We start from the raw sequence: 21166 nt of genomic DNA on the forward strand, positions 1-21166 counted from the left end.
ATGTGGCGCACTCCGCATTGCGCCTGGGAATCCGAACGGCTATTTGAATTGCAGCGTCCTGGATTTTGCCGTGGTGGTGGGGCGCGTCTTGTCTTTGAGCCAGACGACTCTGGCCGAAGGTGGCGGCTCCGGTGATAGCTGTGCGCCAGCGCGTCCATGCCCGCCTTCTGGAAGGGAGTCCAGATAGGCCTTGATCACATCGAATTCAGCGCGGCTAAGACCACGCAACTCCAATTCAGCAGGCACTTCATCGCGTAACCGAACGGCCGTTCTAGCGACATCCAGGGCCAGCCCCAGACGATCAATCAGCCGCTCGTAAAGCTCGGGTTTTGTTGCTTGTAGCTGCGACTCTCCCATCCGTTCACCTCATTGAAGATAAATATATCTCCCCCACACCTGAGCTTAGCGTCACTCGCAAAAGCAGCAGGGCGCCGCGACCAACGGCCCGCTGCGCCGCAGGCTGTGCAATCAGGGTTTCCCTCGGTGGACAGCGCTCATGTATGCTAGGGCGTTCACCCTTTTGACACCGGATTGCCGATGCAGCGTTTTTATCGCTGCCTGGATAAGGTCTCCCATTTCTCAGCGCAAAGTAGCCATGCACGAACTCTATCAGCCCCGCGAAATCGAAGCCGCCGCCCAATCGTTTTGGGACGAGCGAAAGTCTTTTGAAGTCAGTGAACAGGAAGGCAAGGAGACGTACTACTGCCTATCGATGTTCCCGTACCCGAGCGGCAAGCTACATATGGGCCACGTGCGCAACTACACCATCGGTGACGTGATTGCCCGCTACCACCGCATGCTGGGCAAAAACGTCATGCAACCAATGGGTTGGGACGCCTTCGGGATGCCGGCCGAAAACGCCGCGATGAAGAACAACGTCGCGCCGGCCAAGTGGACGTACGAGAACATCGACTACATGAAGACCCAGCTCAAGAGCCTGGGCCTTGCCTTCGACTGGTCCCGTGAAGTCACCACCTGCAAGCCGGATTACTACCGCTGGGAACAGTGGCTGTTCACCCGCCTGTTTGAAAAGGGCGTGATCTACCGCAAGAACGGTACCGTGAACTGGGACCCGGCCGACCAGACCGTACTGGCCAACGAGCAGGTCATCGACGGCCGTGGCTGGCGTTCGGGCGCGCTGATCGAAAAGCGTGAAATTCCGATGTACTACTTCAAGATCACCGACTACGCCGACGAGCTGCTGGAAAGCCTCGACGAGCTGCCGGGCTGGCCTGAACAGGTCAAGACCATGCAGCGCAACTGGATCGGCAAGTCCCGCGGCATGGAAGTGCAGTTCCCCTACGACCAGGCCAGCATCGGCCACGCCGGGGCGCTGAAGGTCTTCACTACCCGTCCCGACACCCTGATGGGCGCGACCTACGTGGCCGTTGCAGCCGAGCACCCGCTGGCCACCCAGGCAGCCCAGGGCAACCCTGAGCTGCAAGCGTTCATCGACGAATGCAAGAGCGGCAGCGTCGCCGAAGCCGACGTCGCCACCCAGGAGAAAAAGGGCCTGGCCACCTCGCTGTTCGTCGAGCACCCGCTGACCGGTGAAAAACTGCCGGTGTGGGTCGCCAACTATGTCCTGATGCACTACGGCGACGGCGCGGTCATGGCCGTTCCGGCCCATGACGAGCGTGATTTCGAGTTCGCCAAGAAGTACAACCTGCCGTTCAAGGCCGTCGTTCGCACCTCCCTGGGCGATGACGTGGCTGCCGAGTGGGATGCTGCCTGTGGCGAACACGGCCCGCTGATCAACTCCGGCGAGTTCGATGGCCTGGACTTCCCAGGCGCCTTCGATGCCATCGAAGTGGCACTGATCAAGAAAGAACTCGGCAAGTCGCGCACCCAGTTCCGCCTGCGCGACTGGGGCATCAGCCGCCAGCGCTACTGGGGCTGCCCGATCCCGATCATCCACTGCCCGTCCTGCGGCGATGTGCCGGTCCCTGAAGACCAGTTGCCCGTCACCCTGCCTGAAAACGTGGTACCGGATGGCGCAGGTTCGCCACTGGCTCGCATGCCTGAGTTCTACGAGTGCACCTGCCCTAAATGCGGCACGGCAGCCAAGCGCGAAACCGACACCATGGACACGTTCGTCGAGTCGTCCTGGTACTTCGCCCGCTACGCCTCGCCAAACTACGAAGGCGGCATGGTCGATCCAAAGGCTGCCAACCACTGGCTGCCGGTAGACCAGTACATTGGCGGTATCGAACACGCCATCCTGCACCTGCTCTACGCGCGCTTCTTCCACAAGCTGATGCGCGACGAAGGCCTGGTCACCTCCAACGAGCCGTTCAAGAACCTGCTGACCCAGGGCATGGTCGTCGCCGAAACCTACTACCGTGTGGCCAGCAATGGCGGCAAGGACTGGTTCAACCCGGCCGACGTCGAAATCGAACGTGATGCCAAGGCCAAGATCATCGGCGCCCGCCTGAAAACCGACGGCCTGCCGGTCGAGATCGGCGGCACCGAGAAGATGTCCAAGTCCAAGAACAACGGCGTTGACCCACAGGCCATGATCGATGCCTACGGCGCCGACACCTGCCGTCTGTTCATGATGTTTGCATCGCCGCCCGACATGAGCCTGGAGTGGTCCGACTCCGGCGTTGAAGGCGCCAACCGCTTCCTGCGCCGTGTCTGGCGCCTGGCCCAGGCCCACGTGGCCCAGGGCTTGCCAGGCAAGCTCGACGTCGCGGTCCTGGACGACGCCCAGAAGGTGATCCGCCGCGCCATCCACGCTGCCATCAAACAGGCCAGCATCGATGTCGGCCAGCACCACAAGTTCAACACCGCCATCGCCCAGGTGATGACCGTGATGAACGTGCTGGAAAAAGCACCACAAGCGACCGAGCAAGACCGCGCCCTGCTGCAGGAAGGCCTGGAAACCGTCGCCCTGCTGCTGGCGCCGATCACCCCGCACATCAGCCATGAGCTGTGGCAGCGCCTGGGTCACCAGGATGCCGTGATCGATGCCGCCTGGCCGACGCTGGACGAAAGCGCCCTGGTCCAGGACAGCATCGTTCTGGTCATCCAGGTCAATGGCAAGCTGCGCGGACAGATCGAAATGCCGGCCGGCGCCAGCCGTGAAGACATCGAAGCCGCCGCCCGCAGCAACGAGAACGTGCTGCGCTTCACCGAAGGCCTGAGCATCCGCAAGGTCATCGTGGTACCGGGCAAGCTGGTCAACATCGTCGCCAACTGACAGGACTACGGGCCCGCCTGAACGGCGGGCCCGTACACAGAATCGGCCCAAGAGGGAGCTACAAGATGATCAAACGCAATCTGCTGGTGATCGGCCTGGCCGTCATGCTCAGCGCCTGCGGTTTCCAGCTGCGCGGCACCGGCCAGACCGAACTGGCATTCAATGAATTGGACCTGAGCGCACGCAACGCCTACGGCGACACCGTGGTCCAACTGCGCCAGGCCCTGCAGAACAGCGGCGTCAACGTACACGCGGGCGCACCGTACAAACTGATCCTGACCAACGAACAGGAATCTCAACGCGCAGCCTCCTACGCTGGCGGCTCCGGTCGCTCGGCTGAATACGAGCTGACCACCGTGCTGAGCTACTCCATCGATGGTCACAACGACACCAACCTGCTTAACGACAAGCTCGAAGTGCGCAAGATCTACGTGCACGACGGCAACAACATCACCGGCTCCCAGCAGGAAGCCACCCAGGCTCGCCAGGAAATGCGCCGCGAACTGGTGCAGAACATGCTGGTTCGCCTGCAACTGCTGACCCCGGCCCAACTCGAGGTGCTGCAGCAAAAAGCCGACGAACGTGCCAAGGCCGAAGCCGACGCCATGGAAGCGGCCCGCCGCGCCCAGGAAGAGACGCCTCAGCAGTCGCCCCTGCAACTGCCGATGAACTGAGCCTGAACGGGGCACTTCGGTGCCCCGCCTGCGACCATGAAACTCTCCCCCGCCCAGCTCAACAAGCACCTGCAAAGCCCGCTCGCACCGGTCTACGTGATCAGTGGCGACGACCCGTTGCTGTGCCAGGAAGCTGCCGACGCCATTCGCGGCGCGGCACGCCAGCAAGGCTTCGACGAGCGCCAGGTGTTCAGTGCCGACGCCAACTTCGACTGGGGCACCCTGCTCCAGGCCGGTGCCAGCCTCTCCCTGTTCGCCCAGCGCCGCCTGCTGGAACTGCGCCTGCCCTCGGGGAAGCCAGGCGACAAGGGCGCGGCAGCCCTGATCGAATACTGCTCCCGGCCTGCCGAAGACACCCTGCTGCTGATCAGCCTGCCCAAGCTCGACGGCAGTGCGCAGAAGACCAAATGGGGCAAAGCACTGATTGAAGGCTCACAGGTCCAGTTCATACAGATCTGGCCGGTCGATGCCCAGCAACTGCCGCAGTGGATCAACCAGCGCCTGTCCCAGGCAGGACTGTCGGCCCAGCGTGATGCCGTTGATCTGATCGCTGCCCGGGTCGAAGGCAACTTGCTTGCCGCCGCCCAGGAAATCGAAAAGCTCAAGCTGCTGGCAGAAGGCAATCAGATCACTGTCGAAACCGTGCAGGCTGCCGTGGCCGACAGCGCCCGCTTCGATGTCTTCGGCCTGGTCGATGCGATCCTCAACGGCGAGGCCGCTCATGCCCTGCGCATGCTCGAAGGCTTGCGCGGCGAAGGCGTCGAGCCGCCGGTGATCCTCTGGGCCCTGGCCCGTGAGTTACGCCTGCTGGCGAGCCTGGCCCAGCAATTCAGCCAGGGCGTGCCGCTGGACAAAGCGTTCAGCCAGGCACGACCACCGGTCTGGGACAAGCGCAAGCCGCTGATGAGCAAGGCCCTGCAGCGTCTTTCGGCGCAGCGCTGGAGCCAACTGCTGCAAGATGCCCAGCGCATCGACGCACAAATCAAAGGCCAGGCCCAGGGCTCGCCCTGGACCAGCCTGGCGCGGCTTTCGCTGTTGATGGCGGGGCAGCGGCTGACATTGCCTGCCGAGTGACCCCATCCGCTCGGTAGGAACGGGCTTGCCCCGCGATGCGTTCAATCCTATATTCGCGCCACAACCCACCCAGAGGTCATCCTCCCATGAGCAAAAAACCCACAAAAGCCCGGCCCAACAAGGCCAAATCACTCATCGCCCAACCGCTGTTCCGCTGCCGCCAGGAACAACCCGGCAAAGGCAAAGGCAGCTACCGCCGCGAAGCCTTCCAATCGAGAGATTGGGAGGCTTCTTACTTTTTGGCCGCATAAAGGCAAGATTTCAGCAGGCATGATATGGTCGGCACCTGACCTGAAATACCTGGACCTGTGCATGCCCCTTTGTCTTTCCCGTCGTTGGCAGCCTCGCCAACTGATTGCCGCCTCCAGCCTCATCTTCCTTGTCGCCTGCGCGGAAAAACCCACCGCCGCCGATGCACTGCCGCTGGCGCCCGCCCAGCCTGCTCCGGTCGTGACCGTGCCGAACCCGGCAGTCGACACCAGCAGCGAAATCCAACCGCTGCAAACCTTTGCCCAATGGCAGGCAGGCTTCCGTCAGCAAGCCCTGCAAGCAGGCATCAAGCCCACCACCTTCGATAGCGCTTTCCTTGGCGTCACGCCCGATATGGACGTGGTCAAGGCCGACCGCAGCCAGCCGGAGTTCACTCGCCCGGTGTGGGAATACCTCGACGGCGCCCTGTCGCCGCTGCGCGTGCGCAACGGTAAAGCCCTGCTGGAAAAACACGCCGTCCTGCTCGGCCAGATCGAACAACGCTACGGCGTCGACCGCGATGTGCTGGTCTCGGTCTGGGGCATGGAAAGCAACTTCGGCCAGTTCCAGGGTAGCAAGTCCGTCATCCGCTCCCTGGCTACCCTGGCCTACGAAGGCCGCCGTCCGGCCTTTGCCCAGGCCCAGTTGATCGCCGCCCTGCAGATTCTGCAAAACGGCGATATCCAGCCTGATGCCATGCGCGGTTCCTGGGCGGGTGCCATGGGCCAGACCCAGTTCATCCCCACCACCTACAACACCCATGCGGTGGATTTCGACGGCGATGGCCGCCGGGATATCTGGAACAGTTCTGCCGATGCACTGGCGTCTACCGCCCATTACCTGCAGAGCTCCGGCTGGAAACGCGGGGAGCCTTGGGGTTTTGAGGTGCAATTGCCTACCGGCTTCGACTACTGGCTCGCCGATGGCGCCCAGCGCAAGAGCGTGGCCGAGTGGATGCAACTGGGCCTGAAACTGCCGGCCGGCGTACGCCTGCCTGGCGGCAGCGAACAGCTCTCCGCCGCCCTACTGCTGCCCGCGGGCTATCGCGGCCCGGCATTTTTGGTGCTGGACAACTTCCGCGCCATTCTCAAGTACAACAACTCCTCGTCCTACGCGATGGCGGTTGGCCTGCTGAGCCAGCGCTTCACTGGCTCGGGCTATATCGCCGGCAGCTGGCCGAAGGATGATCTGCCGCTCAGCCGCAGCGAGCGCGTGGAGCTGCAAACCCTGCTCAGCGCCAAGAACTACGACGCCGGTGCTGCCGACGGCATTATCGGCGCCAACACCCGCAAGGCGATCCGTAGTGCGCAACAGGCACAGGGCTGGCCCGCCGATGGCTACCCGACCCACAAGTTGCTGGAAAGCCTGCGCCAGCGCTGAACGAAAAACGCCCCTTCAACGGGGCGTTTTTTATTGCGCGAACAAATCCTGCTGCAACAGCAGTCGATGACGGTCAGCGTCCAGATGTACCTGAGCACCCAGGGGCAACGTCAGGTTGGGATCACAGTGTCCGCTACGCCATCCGGCCAGCACCGGAATGTGCAAGGGCTCGAACATCTGCCTGAAAATCGGCGCGAGCTGCGCCAGCTCCAGACCTGCAAAGTCACCCACCAGTACACCACGAAGCCCCTCGAACTTACCGGCCAGGCGCAACTGGGTCAGCAGGCGGTCGATGCGGTACAGCGGTTCGTTGACGTCCTCGATGAACAGGATGCCGCCCTGGCAGTGCACTTCTGCAGGGGTGTTCAAGGTGGCGCACAGCATCGCCAGGTTACCGCCGGTCAAACGGCCTGAGGCGGCACCAGAAACGATCGTAGTCAATGGGTAGGCCTGCGGGTGCTCCAAGGTGTCACCCCGCCCGAGACGGCCCCTGAGCAGCTCAAACAGCGACGCCACGGTGGGTTCCTGCTTGTTGGCCAGTAGCTCGGACTTGAGCATCGCGCCATGGAAGGTCACGAAACCGGAATGCCGGGCGATGGCGCTGTGCAAGGCGGTGATATCGCTGTAGCCCACCAGCGGCTTGGGATGACGACGCAACAGCTCATAGTCGATGCCATCGAGCAGGCGCATGCTGCCATACCCCCCTCGCAGGCAGATGATGGCGTCGATATCCGTGGCAGCAAACGCTGCATGCAGGTCGGCCAGACGTCGCGCATCACTTCCGGCCAGATACCCCTCGGCTTCCGTTACCCCCGGATAGACCCGGCACTGGTAACCGCGATCCGTGAACCACTGGAGGGCCTTGAGCGTATCCAGCTGGGCAGGCCCGGCCGGTGCGATGATGGCGATACGGCCGTTGTCGGGCAGTGCCTTGGGCAACAGCGGGCTGCAGGCCGCTGCTTCGTGCTGATAGTCGATCGGCAGATTCATCCAGACGTCTCCTTGTAAGGACCGGGCAAACAAAAATGCCGATGTCGCTGGTCAGCGAACATCGGCATTCAGGTACCAGCCTTCGATCAAAGCTTGATCTTGGCCTCATGCGCCTGCTGGTCGGCGTGATACGAAGAACGCACCAATGGGCCGGAAGCGACGTTCTTGAAGCCCATCTTGTAGCCTTCCTCGGCGAACCAGGCGAAGGTGTCCGGGTGCACGAAACGCTGCACCGGCAAGTGGCTGCGCGATGGCTGCAGGTACTGGCCCAGGGTCAGCATGTCGATGTTGTGCTCGCGCATGCGATGCATCACTTCGATCACTTCTTCGTCGGTCTCGCCCAGGCCCAGCATCAGGCCGGACTTGGTCGGTACGTGCGGCACCAGTTCCTTGAACTTCTGCAGCAGGGTCAGCGACCACTGGTAGTCGGAGCCCGGACGCGCAGCCTTGTACAGGCGCGGGACGGTTTCAAGGTTGTGGTTGAACACATCCGGTGGCGTTTCGGCGGTGATCGCCAACGCTACGTCCATGCGACCACGGTAATCCGGTACCAGGGTCTCGAGCTGTACGCCCGGCGACAAGGCGCGGATCTCGCGGATGCAGTCGGCAAAGTGCTGGGCACCGCCGTCACGCAGGTCGTCGCGGTCTACCGAGGTAATCACCACGTACTTCAAGCGCAGGTCGGCAATGGCAACTGCCAGGTTCTTCGGCTCGTCGACGTCCAGTGGTTTCGGGCGGCCATGGCCGACGTCACAGAACGGGCAACGACGGGTGCAGATGTCACCCATGATCATGAACGTCGCAGTACCACCGGAGAAGCACTCGCCCAGGTTCGGGCAGGATGCCTCTTCACACACACTGTGCAGCTTGTGTTTACGCAGCAGTTGCTTGATACGGTCGACTTCCGGCGAAACCGGAATACGCACGCGAATCCAGTCAGGCTTTTTCGGCAGCTCGTCGGTGGGGATGATCTTTACCGGGATACGCGCAACTTTCTCTGCGCCACGCAGCTTTACGCCGGCTTCGACCTTGGGGCGTGGCGCCGGTGTCACGGTTTGCACTGGTTCTTGCACAACAGTAGTCATATTCAGAAGATTCCGCCCGTAAGGGTCGTCTGCTCAGCATAGTCGAGGTGCTTGACCAGCTGCCCGCGCAGCCTTGCCCTTACCTCAGAGAGTTCGATCGGGCCTGCCTGGTCGCTCAGCTGGGTCATGGCCAGCCCCGCATACCCGCAGGGGTTAATCCGGCGGAATGGCGCAAGGTCCATGTCCACGTTCAGGGCAAGGCCATGGAAGGAACAGCCATTGCGAATCCGCAAGCCGAGGGAGGCGATTTTTGCCCCATCGACATAGACGCCCGGCGCATCGGCCTTGGCCGCCGCCTCGACGTTGTAACTGGCGAGCAATTCGATCAGGCAGCGCTCCATGCGGCTGACCAGATCGCGCACACCGAAACCGAGTCGGCGTACGTCCAGCAATAGGTAGGCCACCAACTGGCCCGGACCGTGATAGGTCACCTGGCCTCCGCGATCGGTCTGCACCACCGGGATGTCACCCGGTATCAACAGATGCTCGGCCTTGCCCGCCTGGCCCTGGGTGAACACCGCCGGGTGCTCCACCAGCCAGATTTCGTCGCCTGTTTCAGGGCCGCGCTGGTCGGTGAACCGACGCATGGCCTCAAGCACAGGCTCGTAAGGCAGTAATCCGAGTTCACGAAAGCCGAGGCTCGCCGGCATCACAGCACCATTTTCACGATTCCGGTAGCACGCAGGGCACTGTTGATGTTGTGCAGCTGGTCTTCACCGGTGGCGACGATGTGCAATTGCACGGTGGTGTACTTGCCTTCCTTGCTCTGGCGCTCGGCCAGGGTCTTGAGATCGACTTCAGCGTATTTCTTGAGGATCTCGATCACCGTGTCCTTGAAATTGACCACGGTGTCGCCGATTACCTTGATCGGATAATCAGCGCAGGGGAATTCGATTTTGTGCGACTTGACGTCTGGTTCGGTCATGGCGGTAACGGCCTCGTAAGCCGTGGCAACAACAACGCCCCCGCATGTGCAGGCGGGGGCGTGGCAGGTCACGATATCAGTTGAACAACCCGTAGAAGAATAGCCGAATGCTATCCCAGACTCGACGGAAGAAACCACCTTCCTCCACAGGCTCCAGCGCGATCAGGTCAGCGCTGTGAACCACTTTGTCATCCAGTTTGACTTCCACTTTACCAATCACGTCACCTTTGGCGATCGGCGCCATCAGCTGTGGGTTCATGGTCATGCTTGCGGCCAGGCGTTTCAATTGGCCTTTAGGCAAAGTCATGCTCAGGTCGTTGGCCAGACCGGCCTTGACCTGGCTGGTGGTGCCCTTCCAGACCGGTGACTGGGCCAGCTCGGTACCCTTCTGGTAGAAGGTCTGGGTTTCAAAGAAGCGGAAACCGTAGGTCAGCAGCTTCTGGGTTTCGGCGGCACGGGACTGCTCGCTGTTGGTACCGAAGACCACGGCGATCAGGCGCATGCCATCACGTACGGCCGAGGACACCATGCAGTAGCCGGCTTCGTCGGTGTGGCCGGTTTTCAGGCCATCGACGGTCTTGTCGCGCCACAGCAGGAGGTTGCGGTTTGGCTGCTTGATGTTGTTCCAGAAGAACTCCTTCTGCGAGTAGATCGCATAGTGAGCCGGGTCTTCGTGGATGATCGCGCGGGCCAGCACGGCCATGTCGTGAGCCGACGAGTAATGCTCGGGGTTCGGCAGGCCGGTCGGGTTCATGAAGTGGCTGTTGGTCATGCCCAGGTCAGCGGCGGTCTTGTTCATCATGTCGGCGAACGCGTCTTCGCTGCCGGCGATGTGCTCGGCCAGGGCGACACTGGCGTCGTTGCCCGACTGGATGATGATGCCGTGCAGCAGGTCGCTGACGCTGACCTGGGTGCCGACCTTGATGAACATACGCGAACCGCCGGTACGCCAGGCGTTTTCGCTGACGGTGACCGGATCGTTTTCACCGATCTGCCCGCGACGGATATCCAGGGTCGCGATGTAGGCGGTCATCAGCTTGGTCAGACTGGCCGGCGGCAAACGCTCGTCACCATTGTTCTCGACCAGGACATTACCGCTGGAAGCTTCCATGAGCACGTAGGACTTGGCTGCCAGTTGCGGCGGCGACGGCATCATCTGCTCTGCTGCAAACGCAGCAGGGGTGATCATCAGCGGTACAAGCAGGCAAAGGCGTTTGGCAAAGCTGGTTATGTTCATCCGTCTCTCGAAATGGCTAATGGGCTCATGCCCTTATGGGCAAAACGTCTTCAGGCGCTGGGCCTTGCGAGCAAAACCGCCATTGTACATGGCGGTCAGGCCCGCTTGCATGACAAACCGACCAGTCCCCCCGGTCAGTCTGCCGTCACAACTTTGGGCTGGCCCAGATTGGCCAGACGCACACTGTCCTGCATTTGTTGGGCTTCGCCCTGGCTGTTGATCGGCCCCAGGCGTACCCGGTGCAGGGTTTGCTGGTTACGCACCACCGAACTGATGAAGACCGGGGCACTGACCATGCTGCTCAACTTGGAGCGCAGCAGCTCGGCGGCGTCCGGGTTGGCAAAGGCGCCGACCTGCAAGTAAAGACCATTGGCGGCCTGGGCACTGTTACTGGCGACCTGGAGCGGCACAACCGCGGCGGCATGTTGCTGCGGTGGCGGGGTCCATTGCTCGACCGCACCGGTGCTGACAGGCAGTGTCTGGGTCTGGGCGACCTGGGGCTGATTGAGCACCATCGGCGCCGGCTGACCGCGCTGGGCCCACCATTGCTTGGGATCGATACCCTCGACACGCACGCGCGCGGTGCCGGTTTCGGCATAGCCGAGCTTCTTCGCTGCCGCATAGGACAGGTCGATGATGCGGTCGGAGTAGAACGGCCCACGGTCGTTGACCCGCAGGATCACGCTGCGCTGGTTGTCCAGGTTGGTGACCTTGACGTAGGCCGGCAGCGGCAGGGTCTTGTGCGCAGCACTCATGCCATAGAGGTCATAGACCTCACCGTTGGCGGTGTTCTGGCCGTGGAACTTGGTGCCGTACCAGGACGCCGTACCCTCGGCGCGGTAATTGCGCGACTCCTGGATCGGGAAGTAGGTCTTGCCCAGCACCGTGTAGGGGTTGGCCTTGTAGTTGCCAGTGTGCACAGTCGGCGTGGCGTCAGGGATCTTCGACACATCGACGTCCCACCACGGCGCGCCATCCTTGTGGGCACGGTTGATGTCCAGGCCGGGCTTGGCCTTCACCACCGTAGGGCCTTGCGGCGCCGGCTTGCTCGAAGAGCAACTGGCCAGCAACAGGCCCAGGGCCGCGCAGCCGATCAGTTTCAGAGAGGTTTCAGAAAACATTACGCGCATTACTTGGCGCCCCGTGCTTGAACCAGCAGGTCCGATAGCTGATGTACCGCCATGGCGTACATCACGCTGCGGTTGTAGCGAGTGATCGCGTAGAAATTCTTCAGGCCCAGCCAGTATTCAGGGCCGTTGTCACCTTCGAGCCGAAAGGCGGTGACCGGCAGATCATCGCGCAGCGCATCATGACTCGACCAGCCCAGTACCCGCAACTCCCCGACCGTCTTGACCGCGTCTATACCGGGGCTCAGGCCCTCGTCGACACGCTCGCCGCTGACCGAGGCACGGCTGACCACCTGCTCACCCGCTACCCAACCGTGACGCTTGAAGTAGCTGGCGACACTGCCGATGGCATCGTCCGGGTTGTTCCAGATATTGATGTGGCCATCGCCGTCAAAGTCCACGGCGTAGGCGCGAAAGCTGCTCGGCATGAACTGCGGCAGGCCCATGGCGCCGGCATAGGAACCCTTGAGGGTCAGCGGATCGACCTGCTCTTCGCGGGACAGCAGCAGGAACTCGCGCAGTTCCTTGCGGAAAAACTCGCTGCGCGGCGGGTAATCGAAGCCCAGGGTCGACAGCGCGTCGATCACCCGGTAATTGCCGGTGTTACGGCCGAAGAAGGTTTCGACGCCGATGATCGACACGATCACCTGGGCCGGTACACCGTACTCTTTCTCGGCGCGCGCCAGAGTGGCCTCGTGCTGGCGCCAGAAGTCCACACCGCGTGCCACCCGGGCGTCGGTGAGGAACATCGGACGATAATCCTTCCAGGGTTTGACCCGCTCGGCGGGCCGGGAAATGGCGTCGAGGATCGACTGTTTGCGCTGAACATCGCGAAACACATCCATCAATTGTTCGCCGGCAAAACCATAGTCGCGGGTCATCTCGCCGACGAACTCGGCCACCTGCGGTGAGCCGTCATAGTCCCCGGCGGTCGCCTGCTGTGCTCCACCGAGCAGGCCGAACAGGCCAACCCAGGGCGCGCAACGAGCGGCCCAGCCACGCATAAATTGCATGTAATTCTTCACCTTATTCAAACCTGTGCAATCCATTTGCGGTGCGTGTGGATCGACATTAAAACCCCAAACGCTGACAGCAGCGTCACTAACGAAGTTCCGCCATAACTAATGAAGGGCAGCGGCACACCCACCACGGGCAACAAGCCGCTGACCATACCGATATTGACGAACACATAAACAAAGAAGGTCATGGTCAGGCTGCCGGCCAGCAACTTGCCATAGAGCGTCTGGGCCTGGGCGGTAATCACCAGGCCGCGACCGATCAGCAGCAGATAGATCAACAACAGCGCGCAGATGCCGACCAGGCCGAACTCCTCGCCCAGCACCGCAATGATGAAGTCGGTGTGGCTTTCCGGCAGGAAGTCCAGGTGCGACTGGGTACCCAGCAACCAGCCCTTGCCGAACACGCCGCCGGAGCCGATGGCGGCCTTGGACTGGATGATGTTCCAGCCGGTGCCCAACGGGTCACTCTCAGGGTCGAGGAAGGTCAGTACACGCTGCTTCTGGTAGTCGTGCATGACGAAGAACCACATGGCCACCGCCACCGGTACTGCAGCGGCGATTACGCTGATGATCCAGCGCCAGCGCAGCCCGCCCATGAACAATACGAAGGCGCCAGACGCCAGGATCAGCAAGGCTGTCCCCAGGTCGGGCTGACGGACGATAAGAATGAACGGCACGCCGATCATGATCAGGCTGATCATCACGTGCTTGAGGTGCGGCGGCAGCGAGCGCTTGGCCAGGTACCAGGCGATGGTCGCCGGCATGATGATCTTCATGAACTCCGACGGCTGGAAGCGGATCACCCCGGGGATGTTGATCCAGCGCGTGGCGCCCATGGCGTTGTGGCCCATGACGTCCACCACCACCAGCAGAATCACCCCGCAGATATAGGCCAACGGCACCCAGCGGGCCATGAAGCGCGGTTCCAGCTGGGCAATGACGAACATCGACACCAGGCCGATGCCGAAAGAGCTGGCCTGCTTGAGCAGCAGGTCCCAGTTCTTGCCACTGGCCGAATAGAGGACGAACAGGCTGCCGGCCGCAAGGGTCAGCAGCAGGATCAGCAAGGGACCATCGATATGAATGCGCTGCAGGAAGCTGGCGCGACGACGCATCACATCCTCGCTGGAGAGCATGCGATCGAAATTACTCTTCACGGGGCCGATTCCTGGGCAATGGACGGGTTGGCGAATTCAGGCTTGAGGCGGCCATCGGGGCCCAGCAGCCAGGCGTCCATGACCTGACGCACCACGGGCGCCGCAACGCCGGAACCGGACTCACCGTTCTCGACCATCACCGACACCACGATCTTGGGGTTGTCCGCCGGGGCAAATCCGACAAACAAAGCGTGGTCGCGATGGCGCTCCTGCAACTTGTTGCGGTCGTACTTCTCGCCCTGCTTGATCGCTACCACCTGGGCAGTACCACTCTTGCCGGCGATCCGGTACTGCGCACCGATCGACGCCTTGCGCGCTGTACCCCTGGCACCGTGCATCACCTGCTCCATGCCGTGGGTGACCTTGTTCCAGTCGGACTTGTCGCGCAGCACGATATCCTCGATGGGGTTTTCATCCACAGGCGGCAAGCCTTCGATGGTCTTGGCAAGGTGCGGACGGTTCCACTTGCCCTTGTTGGCAATCAGGGCGGTGGCCTGCGCCAGCTGCAACGGCGTGGCCTGCATGTAGCCCTGGCCGATACCGAGGATCAGGGTTTCGCCGGGGAACCAGGCCTGGCGGCGGGTGGCACGCTTCCATTCGCGCGACGGCATCAGACCGGGGGACTCTTCAAACATGTCCAACGACACCTTGCGACCGATACCAAAACGGTTCATGTAGGTGGACAAGCGGTCGATGCCCATCTTGTGGGCCAGGTCGTAAAAGTAGGTGTCGTTGGAGCGCATGATCGCCATGTCCAGGTCGACCCAGCCGTCACCGCTACGGTTCCAGTTACGGTACTTGTGATCGTAATTGGGCAATTGGTAGTAACCGGGGTCGAACACCCGGCTCGAAGCTGTCACCACGCCGCTATCCAGGCCGGCAATGGCTACCGCCGGCTTGATCGTCGAGCCCGGTGGATACAGCCCGCGCAGCACGCGGTTGAACAGTGGCCGGTCGATGGAATCACGCAGCTCGGCATAGGCCTTGAAGCTGATACCGGTCACGAACAGGTTCGGGTCGAAACTTGGCTGGCTGACCATCGCCAGCACTTCACCGGTGTTCGGGTCGAGCGCGACGATTGCACCTCGACGCCCGGCCAGCGCGGCTTCAGCGGCTTCCTGCAACTTGATGTCCAGGCTCAGGACAATGTCCTTGCCGGGGATCGGGTCAGTGCGCTTGAGTACCCGCAACACCCTGCCACGGGCGTTGGTCTCGACCTCTTCATAGCCCACCTGGCCGTGCAATTCCGGCTCATAGAAGCGCTCGATACCGGTCTTGCCGATATGGTGAGTGCCGCTGTAGTTGACCGGATCGAGGGTCTTGAGCTCTTTCTCGTTGATTCGCCCGACATACCCCACCGAGTGCGCGAAGTGCGCGCCCTGCGGGTAATGCCGCACCAATTGGGCGACCACCTCTACACCGGGCAGACGGAACTGGTTCACGGCGATACGCGCGATCTGTTCTTCAGTCAGCTCGAACAGAATCGGCACCGGCTCGAACGGCCGGCGCCCCTGGCGCATGCGCTTCTCGAACAGGGTTCGGTCGTCGGGCGTCAGCTCCAGTACTTCAACGATCACGTCCAGCACTTGCTGCCAATCGCCGGAACGCTCCCGGGTCATGCTCAGGCTGAAGCTTGGGCGGTTGTCGGCGATGATCACGCCGTTGCGATCGAAGATCAGCCCGCGGGTCGGAGGAATCGGCTGCACATGCACCCGGTTGTTCTCCGACAGCGTCGAGTGATACTCGTACTGGATCACCTGCAGGTAATACAGGCGCGCGATCAGGACGCAGATCAGCAGGATGATCGCCACGGCACCGACCACGACGCGACTGCGCACCAAACGGGCGTCTTTCTCGTGATCCTTGAGGCGAATCGGCTGCGTCATTGAAAGGCTTACAGGTTCATTTGTGGTAAGGGTGCCCGGACAACACGGTCCAGGCGCGGTACAGCTGTTCGCCGATCAGTATCCTTACCAATGGGTGCGGCAGGGTCAGGGGCGACAGCGACCAGCGCTGCTCGGCGCGCGCGCAGACTTCCGGCGCCAGCCCTTCCGGGCCGCCGACCATGAAGTTCACGGTACGCGAGTCCAGCCGCCAGCGATCCAGTTCGACCGCCAGTTGCTCGGTACTCCAGGGCTTGCCATGGACCTCCAGGGTGACAATCCGTTCCCCTGGCTGGACCTTGGCGAGCATGGCCTCGCCCTCCTGACGAATCAGGCGGGCGACATCGGCATTCTTGCCCCGGGTATTGAGCGGTATCTCCACCAGCTCCAGCGAAAGCTCCGAGGGCAGGCGCTTGGCATACTCATGCCAACCGTCCTCCACCCACTTGGGCATGCGCGAGCCGACCGCGATCAGACGCAGACGCACGACGCTTCCTTATTCCCGGTCTTTGAGGTTTTCGGAGTAGGCGTGGGTGTTGTCCGGGCTGTGGTGCTTGCCATCGGCGGCGCGGCTCTGCTCGGCACCCATCCACAGGCGCTCCAGGTCGTAGAACTGGCGGGCAGCGGCAGTCATCATGTGCACGATGACGTCGTTCAGGTCCAGCAGAACCCAGTCGCTGTCGCCCTTGCCTTCTTCGCCCAACGGCTGCACGCCCTTGGCCTTGACCGCTTCACGGACCTTTTCCAGCATGGCGCTGATCTGGCGGTTGGAGGTACCGGTGGCGATGATCATGTAGTCGGTCAGGCTGTGCTTTTCTCGCACGTCGATCACCTGGATGTCCTGGGCCTTGACGTCGGACAGGGCGACCTTGGTCAGTTCGACCAGTTCTTCGGCACTGATGGCACTGTGTTTTTGCTTGGTCATAAAAAACTCATTCAACTCGTAATGTAGGGGGCGCTTCACAGCACCCTCAGTTCGGCGCACGGTAGAGGTTGTGCGCATCGATGTAGGCCAGTACTGCGTCCGGCACCAGAAACCGCACCGACTTGCCGCTGGCCAGCAGTTGTCGGATCTGCGTGGCTGACACCGCAAGCGGGGTCTGCCAGACGAATGCAATATGTCCCGCCGGCCCAACCAGGGCCTGCGGATCACTGACTGAGCGTGCGGCCAACAGATTGCGCAGGGCATCCGGTGGCTCGACGTCGGCATCCGGGCGTTGCAGCACCAGGATGTGGCAGTGTTGCAGCAATTCTTCCCAACGGTGCCAACTGGGCAAGCCGCAGAACGCGTCCCAGCCCAGCAGCAGAAACAGTTGATCCGAGGCGGCCATTTCGGCGCGCATCAGTTCCAGCGTTTCAATGGTGTACGACGGCGTATCGCGCAGCAGCTCGCGAGCATCGACCGTCAGCGTTGGCACCCCTTCGACCGCACAGCGAACCATCGCCAGGCGATCCTCGGCCGATACCTGTGGGGTATCGCGGTGGGGTGGGCGGGCGTTGGGCATCAGCCGCAGCTCGTCCAGCGCCAACACTTCGGCCACCTCTAGCGCGCTGCGCAGGTGGCCGATGTGAACCGGGTCGAATGTCCCGCCGAGCACGCCGATGCGCCGGGCGAGCGACATCGTCGAGACATGGGCGAGCGGTTTGCGCTCGGCCAAGTCAGATCGACTCCTGTCCACGCAGTTGACCGTCGCCGATCACCACGTACTTTTCACAGGTCAAGCCTTCCAGGCCGACCGGGCCACGGGCGTGCAGCTTGTCGGTGGAAATACCGATCTCCGCACCCAGGCCATACTCGAAGCCGTCGGCAAAGCAGGTCGGGGTGTTGATCATGACCGAGGACGAATCGACCTCGGCCGTGAAACGCCGGGCCTGGCCCTGGTGCTCGGTGACGATCGAGTCGGTATGGTGCGACCCGTAGTGGTTGATGTGTTCGATGGCCTGGTCCAGTCCCTCGACCACGCGGATCGAGAGGATGGCCGCCAGGTATTCGGTGTTCCAGTCTTCCTCGGTCGCCGGCACGGCATCAATGATGCTGCAAGTCCGCACACAACCGCGCAGTTCGACGCCTTTTTCCCGAAATTGACGAGCCATTTCCGGCAAGAACTCGGCAGCGACCGACTGATCGACCAACAGGGTTTCCATCGCACCGCAGATGCCATAGCGATAGGTCTTGGCGTTGAAGGCGATACGTCGAGCCTTGTCCAGCTCGGCATGTTCGGCCACATACACATGGCAGATGCCATCCAGGTGCTTGATTACCGGCACCCGCGCATCGCGGCTGATACGTTCGATGAGGCCCTTGCCGCCACGCGGCACGATCACATCCACATACTCGGGCATGCTGATCAAGGCGCCGACCGCTTCGCGATCAGTAGTCTCGACCACCTGCACCACGGCAGATGGCAGGCCGGCCTCGGCCAGACCGCGCTGAATGCAGGCGGCAATGGCACGATTGGAATGAATGGCCTCGGACCCGCCACGCAGGATGGTGGCGTTGCCGGACTTGAGACACAGGCTGGCGGCGTCGATGGTCACGTTCGGCCGGGACTCGTAGATGATCCCGATCACGCCCAGCGGTACGCGCATCTTGCCGACCTGGATACCGGACGGCCGATAGCTCATGTCACGGATCGCACCGACCGGGTCCGGCAGGCTGGCTACCTGGCGCAGGCCGACGATCATGCCGTCGATACGCGCAGGGGTCAGCGCCAGACGCTCGAGCATGGCCGGTTCCAGGCCATTGGCTCGACCGGCGGCCAGGTCCAGCTCATTGGCGGCGGACAACTCGTCGCGGGCGGCATCCAGGGCATTGGCAGCCGCTTGCAGCGCGCGGTTCTTCTGCGCGGTGCTGGCACGGGCAATAACGCGCGCAGCCTCACGGGCGGCGCGACCCAGGCGGGTCATGTAGTCAAGAACGGACTCAGTCATGGGCTCAGTGGTCTTGGCGAAGGGGAAAATCGGATGATTATAACTGTCGCGCCGCCCCGCGCCCAGCAGTGACAGGCGGATGGTCAAAAACAGTACTCAGCAGGAGCGGGCTTGCCCCGCGATTGGGGGCTATCTGGTACGCCCAACCGCGGGGCAAGCCCGCTCCTACAGGCCGCGATGCTATTATCCTGCCCTCGTCTTCCACCGAACCACCAGCATGCCCGACTCCGCCCCCTGCCCCTCAAAGGCCCTGCCCGACAGCTTCTTCGACCGTGACGCCCAGGAACTGGCCCAGTCGCTGCTGGGCAAGATCATCCGCCATCGCCACGGCCCCTACTGGCTGTCGGCGCGGATCATCGAGACCGAGGCCTACTACTGCAGCGACAAGGGCAGCCACGCCTCCCTCGGCTACACGGAAAAACGCAAGGCACTGTTTCTCGATGGCGGGCATATCTACATGTATTACGCCCGCGGTGGCGACTCGCTGAACTTCAGCGCCCACGGCCCAGGCAACGCGGTATTGATCAAATCGGCCTTCCCTTTCGTCGACGCCATCAGCGGTGACAACAGCCTGGCGCAGATGCAACTGAACAACCCCGACGCCAGCGGTCAACCACGCGCCATTGAGCGCCTGTGCGCCGGCCAGACCCTGCTGTGCAAGGCCCTGGGCCTGAAAGTGCCGCAATGGGACGCCAAGCGCTTCGACCCGGAGCGCTTGTTCGTCGAAGACTGCGGTATCAATGTGAAACACATTATTCAGAGCACCCGCCTGGGCATTCCCCTCGGCCGCGATGAACATCTGCCCTACCGATTCGTCGATGCCGAATTTGCCCGTCATTGCACACGGAACCCGCTGCGTCGGGGCCAAGTCGAAGGCCGGGACTACTTCTTACTGACACAAGGAAACTGACACGATGGGCCAATGGCTCGACAGTCTGACGAGTTGGCTTGGCGCCAACCCGCAATGGCTAGGCTTGGCGATTTTTCTGGTGGCCTGCGTGGAGTGCCTGGCGATAGCCGGGATCATCGTGCCGGGCACGGTGTTGTTGTTCGCCGTGGCGGTACTGGCGGGCAGCGGCGCCCTCTCACTGGGTGAAACCCTGATGCTGGGGTTCTTTGGTGGCCTGCTGGGTGACGCGATTTCCTATACCCTGGGACGCAAGTTCCACCAGAACATCCGCCGTCTGCCATTGCTGCGTCACCACCCGGAATGGATCGGCGGCGCCGAAACCTATTTCCAGCGCTACGGCATTGCCAGCCTGCTGGTGGGGCGTTTCATCGGCCCCTTGCGCCCGATGCTGCCCATGGTTGCCGGCATGTTCGACATGCCCCTTCCGCGCTTCATCGCGGTCAGCCTGATTGCCGGGGCCGGCTGGTCGGTGGCTTATCTGTTGCCCGGCTGGGCAACGGGGGCCGCCATGCGCCTGCCACTGCCCGAAGGTTTCTGGCTCGACGCCGGCATCATCGCTGCCGGCCTGGCCGTGCTGCTGGGGGTGAGCATCAACTGCAGCCTGCGCAGCATGCGCCGCGGCACCCGCGTGATTGCCGGGCTCAGTCTGCTGGCCCTGACCGGTCTGTTTGTTGGCTGGCCGTACCTGCATGAGTTCGACCAGGGCCTGATGACCCTGATCCAGGAGCACCGCAGCAGCGTCATTGATGGCAGCGTGGTGCTGGTCACCCGCATGGGCGATTTTCGGACCCAGTTCTTCCTCGGTGGCCTGCTGGTCGGCCTGCTGCTGCTGGCACGTCAATGGCGCCCAGCAATCTTTGCCGGCGCCACGCTGATCGGCACCGCCCTGGCCAATGGCAGCCTGAAGTGGCTGTTCGCCCGGGCCCGCCCGGAAGTGCTGAGCGATCCACTGACCACCTACAGCATGCCCAGCGGTCACAGCTCGGCAGCCTTTGCGTTTTTCCTGGTTCTGGCGGTACTGGCCGGACGCGGACAACCGGCACGCATGCGCCTGACCTGGATTCTGCTGGGCTGCCTGCCCGCACTGGCAATTGCGCTATCGAGGGTGTACCTGGGCGCGCACTGGCCGACCGATATCCTTGCCGGGGCCATGCTTGCCTGCTGCGTGTGCGCCACCAGCCTGACCCTGACCCAGCACCGTGAGCCGCTTGCGGCCCTGCCGCTGAAGGTCTGGTGGTTGATCCTGCCGGCGTGCGTTGCCTTGCTGGCCTTTTTCAGCCTGCACGCCCTGCCTCACGCCCTGGTGCGCTACCAGTACTGAGG

Annotated in this window: 21 protein-coding genes; 7 read left to right on the top strand and 14 right to left on the bottom strand. The window is 62.4% G+C overall.

All coding sequences use genetic code 11. From position 1 onward, the window contains the following. Positions 1 to 39: 39 nt before the first annotated feature. On the bottom strand, positions 40 to 357 hold the full coding sequence (locus U9R80_RS24165) for a hypothetical protein (protein ID WP_301839985.1): 318 nt from the start codon (positions 355 to 357) through the stop codon (positions 40 to 42). Positions 358 to 595: 238 nt separating this feature from the next. Between U9R80_RS24165 and leuS the strand changes: the two genes are divergently transcribed. The 5 genes from leuS (at position 596) to U9R80_RS24190 (ending at position 6579) form a co-directional block, all read left to right on the top strand. Continuing rightward, positions 596 to 3202: a leucine--tRNA ligase gene (leuS, locus tag U9R80_RS24170; protein WP_301839982.1), complete on the top strand. Its 2607-nt coding sequence runs from the start codon at positions 596 to 598 to the stop codon at positions 3200 to 3202. 65 nt (positions 3203 to 3267) lie between these two features. Then, complete coding sequence (locus U9R80_RS24175) at positions 3268 to 3876, top strand: LPS-assembly lipoprotein LptE (protein ID WP_301839980.1); 609 nt, start codon at positions 3268 to 3270, stop codon at positions 3874 to 3876. Positions 3877 to 3912: 36 nt separating this feature from the next. Further along, entirely contained in the window at positions 3913 to 4950 is a 1038-nt protein-coding gene (holA, locus tag U9R80_RS24180) for a DNA polymerase III subunit delta (RefSeq protein WP_301839978.1), read from the top strand. 86 nt (positions 4951 to 5036) lie between these two features. After that, positions 5037 to 5201, top strand: a complete 165-nt coding sequence (arfA, locus tag U9R80_RS24185) for an alternative ribosome rescue factor ArfA (protein WP_028944397.1) — start codon at positions 5037 to 5039, stop codon at positions 5199 to 5201. A gap of 61 nt (positions 5202 to 5262) precedes the next feature. Next, on the top strand, positions 5263 to 6579 hold the full coding sequence (locus U9R80_RS24190; RefSeq protein ID WP_301839976.1) for a lytic murein transglycosylase: 1317 nt from the start codon (positions 5263 to 5265) through the stop codon (positions 6577 to 6579). Between the two features lie 30 nt (positions 6580 to 6609). Here the strand turns inward: U9R80_RS24190 and U9R80_RS24195 are convergent, their stop codons facing one another. The 13 genes from U9R80_RS24195 to U9R80_RS24255 all read right to left on the bottom strand — a co-directional run bounded on the left by U9R80_RS24195 (position 6610) and on the right by U9R80_RS24255 (position 18933). Beyond that, complete coding sequence (locus U9R80_RS24195) at positions 6610 to 7569, bottom strand: S66 peptidase family protein (protein WP_301839975.1); 960 nt, start codon at positions 7567 to 7569, stop codon at positions 6610 to 6612. A gap of 86 nt (positions 7570 to 7655) precedes the next feature. Beyond that, positions 7656 to 8654, bottom strand: a complete 999-nt coding sequence (gene lipA / locus U9R80_RS24200; RefSeq protein WP_028944400.1) for a lipoyl synthase — start codon at positions 8652 to 8654, stop codon at positions 7656 to 7658. A 2-nt stretch (positions 8655 to 8656) separates the two neighbouring features. Next, positions 8657 to 9304, bottom strand: coding sequence for a lipoyl(octanoyl) transferase LipB (gene lipB, locus U9R80_RS24205; protein ID WP_301839974.1), 648 nt, complete (start codon positions 9302 to 9304; stop codon positions 8657 to 8659). Further along, on the bottom strand, positions 9304 to 9579 hold the full coding sequence (locus U9R80_RS24210) for a DUF493 domain-containing protein (RefSeq protein WP_028944402.1): 276 nt from the start codon (positions 9577 to 9579) through the stop codon (positions 9304 to 9306). The genes lipB and U9R80_RS24210 overlap by 1 nt, the downstream gene beginning before the upstream one ends. Positions 9580 to 9655: 76 nt before the next feature. Beyond that, positions 9656 to 10816, bottom strand: coding sequence for a D-alanyl-D-alanine carboxypeptidase family protein (locus U9R80_RS24215; RefSeq protein ID WP_301839971.1), 1161 nt, complete (start codon positions 10814 to 10816; stop codon positions 9656 to 9658). Positions 10817 to 10950: 134 nt separating this feature from the next. Then, complete coding sequence (locus U9R80_RS24220; protein WP_301839970.1) at positions 10951 to 11946, bottom strand: septal ring lytic transglycosylase RlpA family protein; 996 nt, start codon at positions 11944 to 11946, stop codon at positions 10951 to 10953. After that, positions 11946 to 12956, bottom strand: a complete 1011-nt coding sequence (gene mltB, locus U9R80_RS24225; protein ID WP_301839969.1) for a lytic murein transglycosylase B — start codon at positions 12954 to 12956, stop codon at positions 11946 to 11948. The genes U9R80_RS24220 and mltB overlap by 1 nt, the downstream gene beginning before the upstream one ends. Positions 12957 to 12973: 17 nt before the next feature. Beyond that, entirely contained in the window at positions 12974 to 14077 is a 1104-nt protein-coding gene (gene rodA, locus U9R80_RS24230) for a rod shape-determining protein RodA (protein WP_301840131.1), read from the bottom strand. Between the two features lie 38 nt (positions 14078 to 14115). Then, positions 14116 to 16005, bottom strand: coding sequence for a penicillin-binding protein 2 (mrdA, locus tag U9R80_RS24235; protein ID WP_301839968.1), 1890 nt, complete (start codon positions 16003 to 16005; stop codon positions 14116 to 14118). Positions 16006 to 16021: 16 nt separating this feature from the next. Continuing rightward, complete coding sequence (gene rlmH / locus U9R80_RS24240) at positions 16022 to 16489, bottom strand: 23S rRNA (pseudouridine(1915)-N(3))-methyltransferase RlmH (protein ID WP_010222895.1); 468 nt, start codon at positions 16487 to 16489, stop codon at positions 16022 to 16024. 9 nt (positions 16490 to 16498) lie between these two features. After that, complete coding sequence (gene rsfS, locus U9R80_RS24245; RefSeq protein WP_028944408.1) at positions 16499 to 16927, bottom strand: ribosome silencing factor; 429 nt, start codon at positions 16925 to 16927, stop codon at positions 16499 to 16501. A gap of 46 nt (positions 16928 to 16973) precedes the next feature. Then, positions 16974 to 17624 (bottom strand): nicotinate-nucleotide adenylyltransferase, encoded by a 651-nt coding sequence (gene nadD / locus U9R80_RS24250; RefSeq protein WP_301840129.1) that lies wholly within the window; start codon positions 17622 to 17624, stop codon positions 16974 to 16976. A gap of 37 nt (positions 17625 to 17661) precedes the next feature. Beyond that, on the bottom strand, positions 17662 to 18933 hold the full coding sequence (locus tag U9R80_RS24255) for a glutamate-5-semialdehyde dehydrogenase (protein ID WP_105642175.1): 1272 nt from the start codon (positions 18931 to 18933) through the stop codon (positions 17662 to 17664). 217 nt (positions 18934 to 19150) lie between these two features. Between U9R80_RS24255 and U9R80_RS24260 the strand changes: the two genes are divergently transcribed. After that, positions 19151 to 19843, top strand: a complete 693-nt coding sequence (locus U9R80_RS24260; RefSeq protein ID WP_301839967.1) for a DNA-3-methyladenine glycosylase — start codon at positions 19151 to 19153, stop codon at positions 19841 to 19843. A gap of 4 nt (positions 19844 to 19847) precedes the next feature. Further along, positions 19848 to 21164 carry a bifunctional DedA family/phosphatase PAP2 family protein gene (locus U9R80_RS24265; RefSeq protein ID WP_301839966.1) on the top strand — a complete coding sequence of 439 codons (1317 nt, stop codon included), beginning with the start codon at positions 19848 to 19850 and terminating at the stop codon, positions 21162 to 21164. The last annotated feature ends 2 nt before the right edge of the window (positions 21165 to 21166 follow it).

Source organism: Pseudomonas sp. JQ170C (assembly GCF_035581345.1).
Lineage (GTDB): Bacteria > Pseudomonadota > Gammaproteobacteria > Pseudomonadales > Pseudomonadaceae > Aquipseudomonas.

Coding starts and splice junctions, on each gene's coding strand:
- U9R80_RS24165 (WP_301839985.1), bottom strand. CDS start 357: ATGGGAGAGTCGCAGCTACAAGCAACAAAACCCGAGCTTTACGAGCGG.
- leuS (WP_301839982.1), top strand. CDS start 596: ATGCACGAACTCTATCAGCCCCGCGAAATCGAAGCCGCCGCCCAATCG.
- U9R80_RS24175 (WP_301839980.1), top strand. CDS start 3,268: ATGATCAAACGCAATCTGCTGGTGATCGGCCTGGCCGTCATGCTCAGC.
- holA (WP_301839978.1), top strand. CDS start 3,913: ATGAAACTCTCCCCCGCCCAGCTCAACAAGCACCTGCAAAGCCCGCTC.
- arfA (WP_028944397.1), top strand. CDS start 5,037: ATGAGCAAAAAACCCACAAAAGCCCGGCCCAACAAGGCCAAATCACTC.
- U9R80_RS24190 (WP_301839976.1), top strand. CDS start 5,263: ATGCCCCTTTGTCTTTCCCGTCGTTGGCAGCCTCGCCAACTGATTGCC.
- U9R80_RS24195 (WP_301839975.1), bottom strand. CDS start 7,569: ATGAATCTGCCGATCGACTATCAGCACGAAGCAGCGGCCTGCAGCCCG.
- lipA (WP_028944400.1), bottom strand. CDS start 8,654: ATGACTACTGTTGTGCAAGAACCAGTGCAAACCGTGACACCGGCGCCA.
- lipB (WP_301839974.1), bottom strand. CDS start 9,304: ATGCCGGCGAGCCTCGGCTTTCGTGAACTCGGATTACTGCCTTACGAG.
- U9R80_RS24210 (WP_028944402.1), bottom strand. CDS start 9,579: ATGACCGAACCAGACGTCAAGTCGCACAAAATCGAATTCCCCTGCGCT.
- U9R80_RS24215 (WP_301839971.1), bottom strand. CDS start 10,816: ATGAACATAACCAGCTTTGCCAAACGCCTTTGCCTGCTTGTACCGCTG.
- U9R80_RS24220 (WP_301839970.1), bottom strand. CDS start 11,946: ATGCGCGTAATGTTTTCTGAAACCTCTCTGAAACTGATCGGCTGCGCG.
- mltB (WP_301839969.1), bottom strand. CDS start 12,956: ATGCAATTTATGCGTGGCTGGGCCGCTCGTTGCGCGCCCTGGGTTGGC.
- rodA (WP_301840131.1), bottom strand. CDS start 14,077: ATGCGTCGTCGCGCCAGCTTCCTGCAGCGCATTCATATCGATGGTCCC.
- mrdA (WP_301839968.1), bottom strand. CDS start 16,005: ATGACGCAGCCGATTCGCCTCAAGGATCACGAGAAAGACGCCCGTTTG.
- rsfS (WP_028944408.1), bottom strand. CDS start 16,927: ATGACCAAGCAAAAACACAGTGCCATCAGTGCCGAAGAACTGGTCGAA.
- nadD (WP_301840129.1), bottom strand. CDS start 17,624: ATGTCGCTCGCCCGGCGCATCGGCGTGCTCGGCGGGACATTCGACCCG.
- U9R80_RS24255 (WP_105642175.1), bottom strand. CDS start 18,933: ATGACTGAGTCCGTTCTTGACTACATGACCCGCCTGGGTCGCGCCGCC.
- U9R80_RS24260 (WP_301839967.1), top strand. CDS start 19,151: ATGCCCGACTCCGCCCCCTGCCCCTCAAAGGCCCTGCCCGACAGCTTC.
- U9R80_RS24265 (WP_301839966.1), top strand. CDS start 19,848: ATGGGCCAATGGCTCGACAGTCTGACGAGTTGGCTTGGCGCCAACCCG.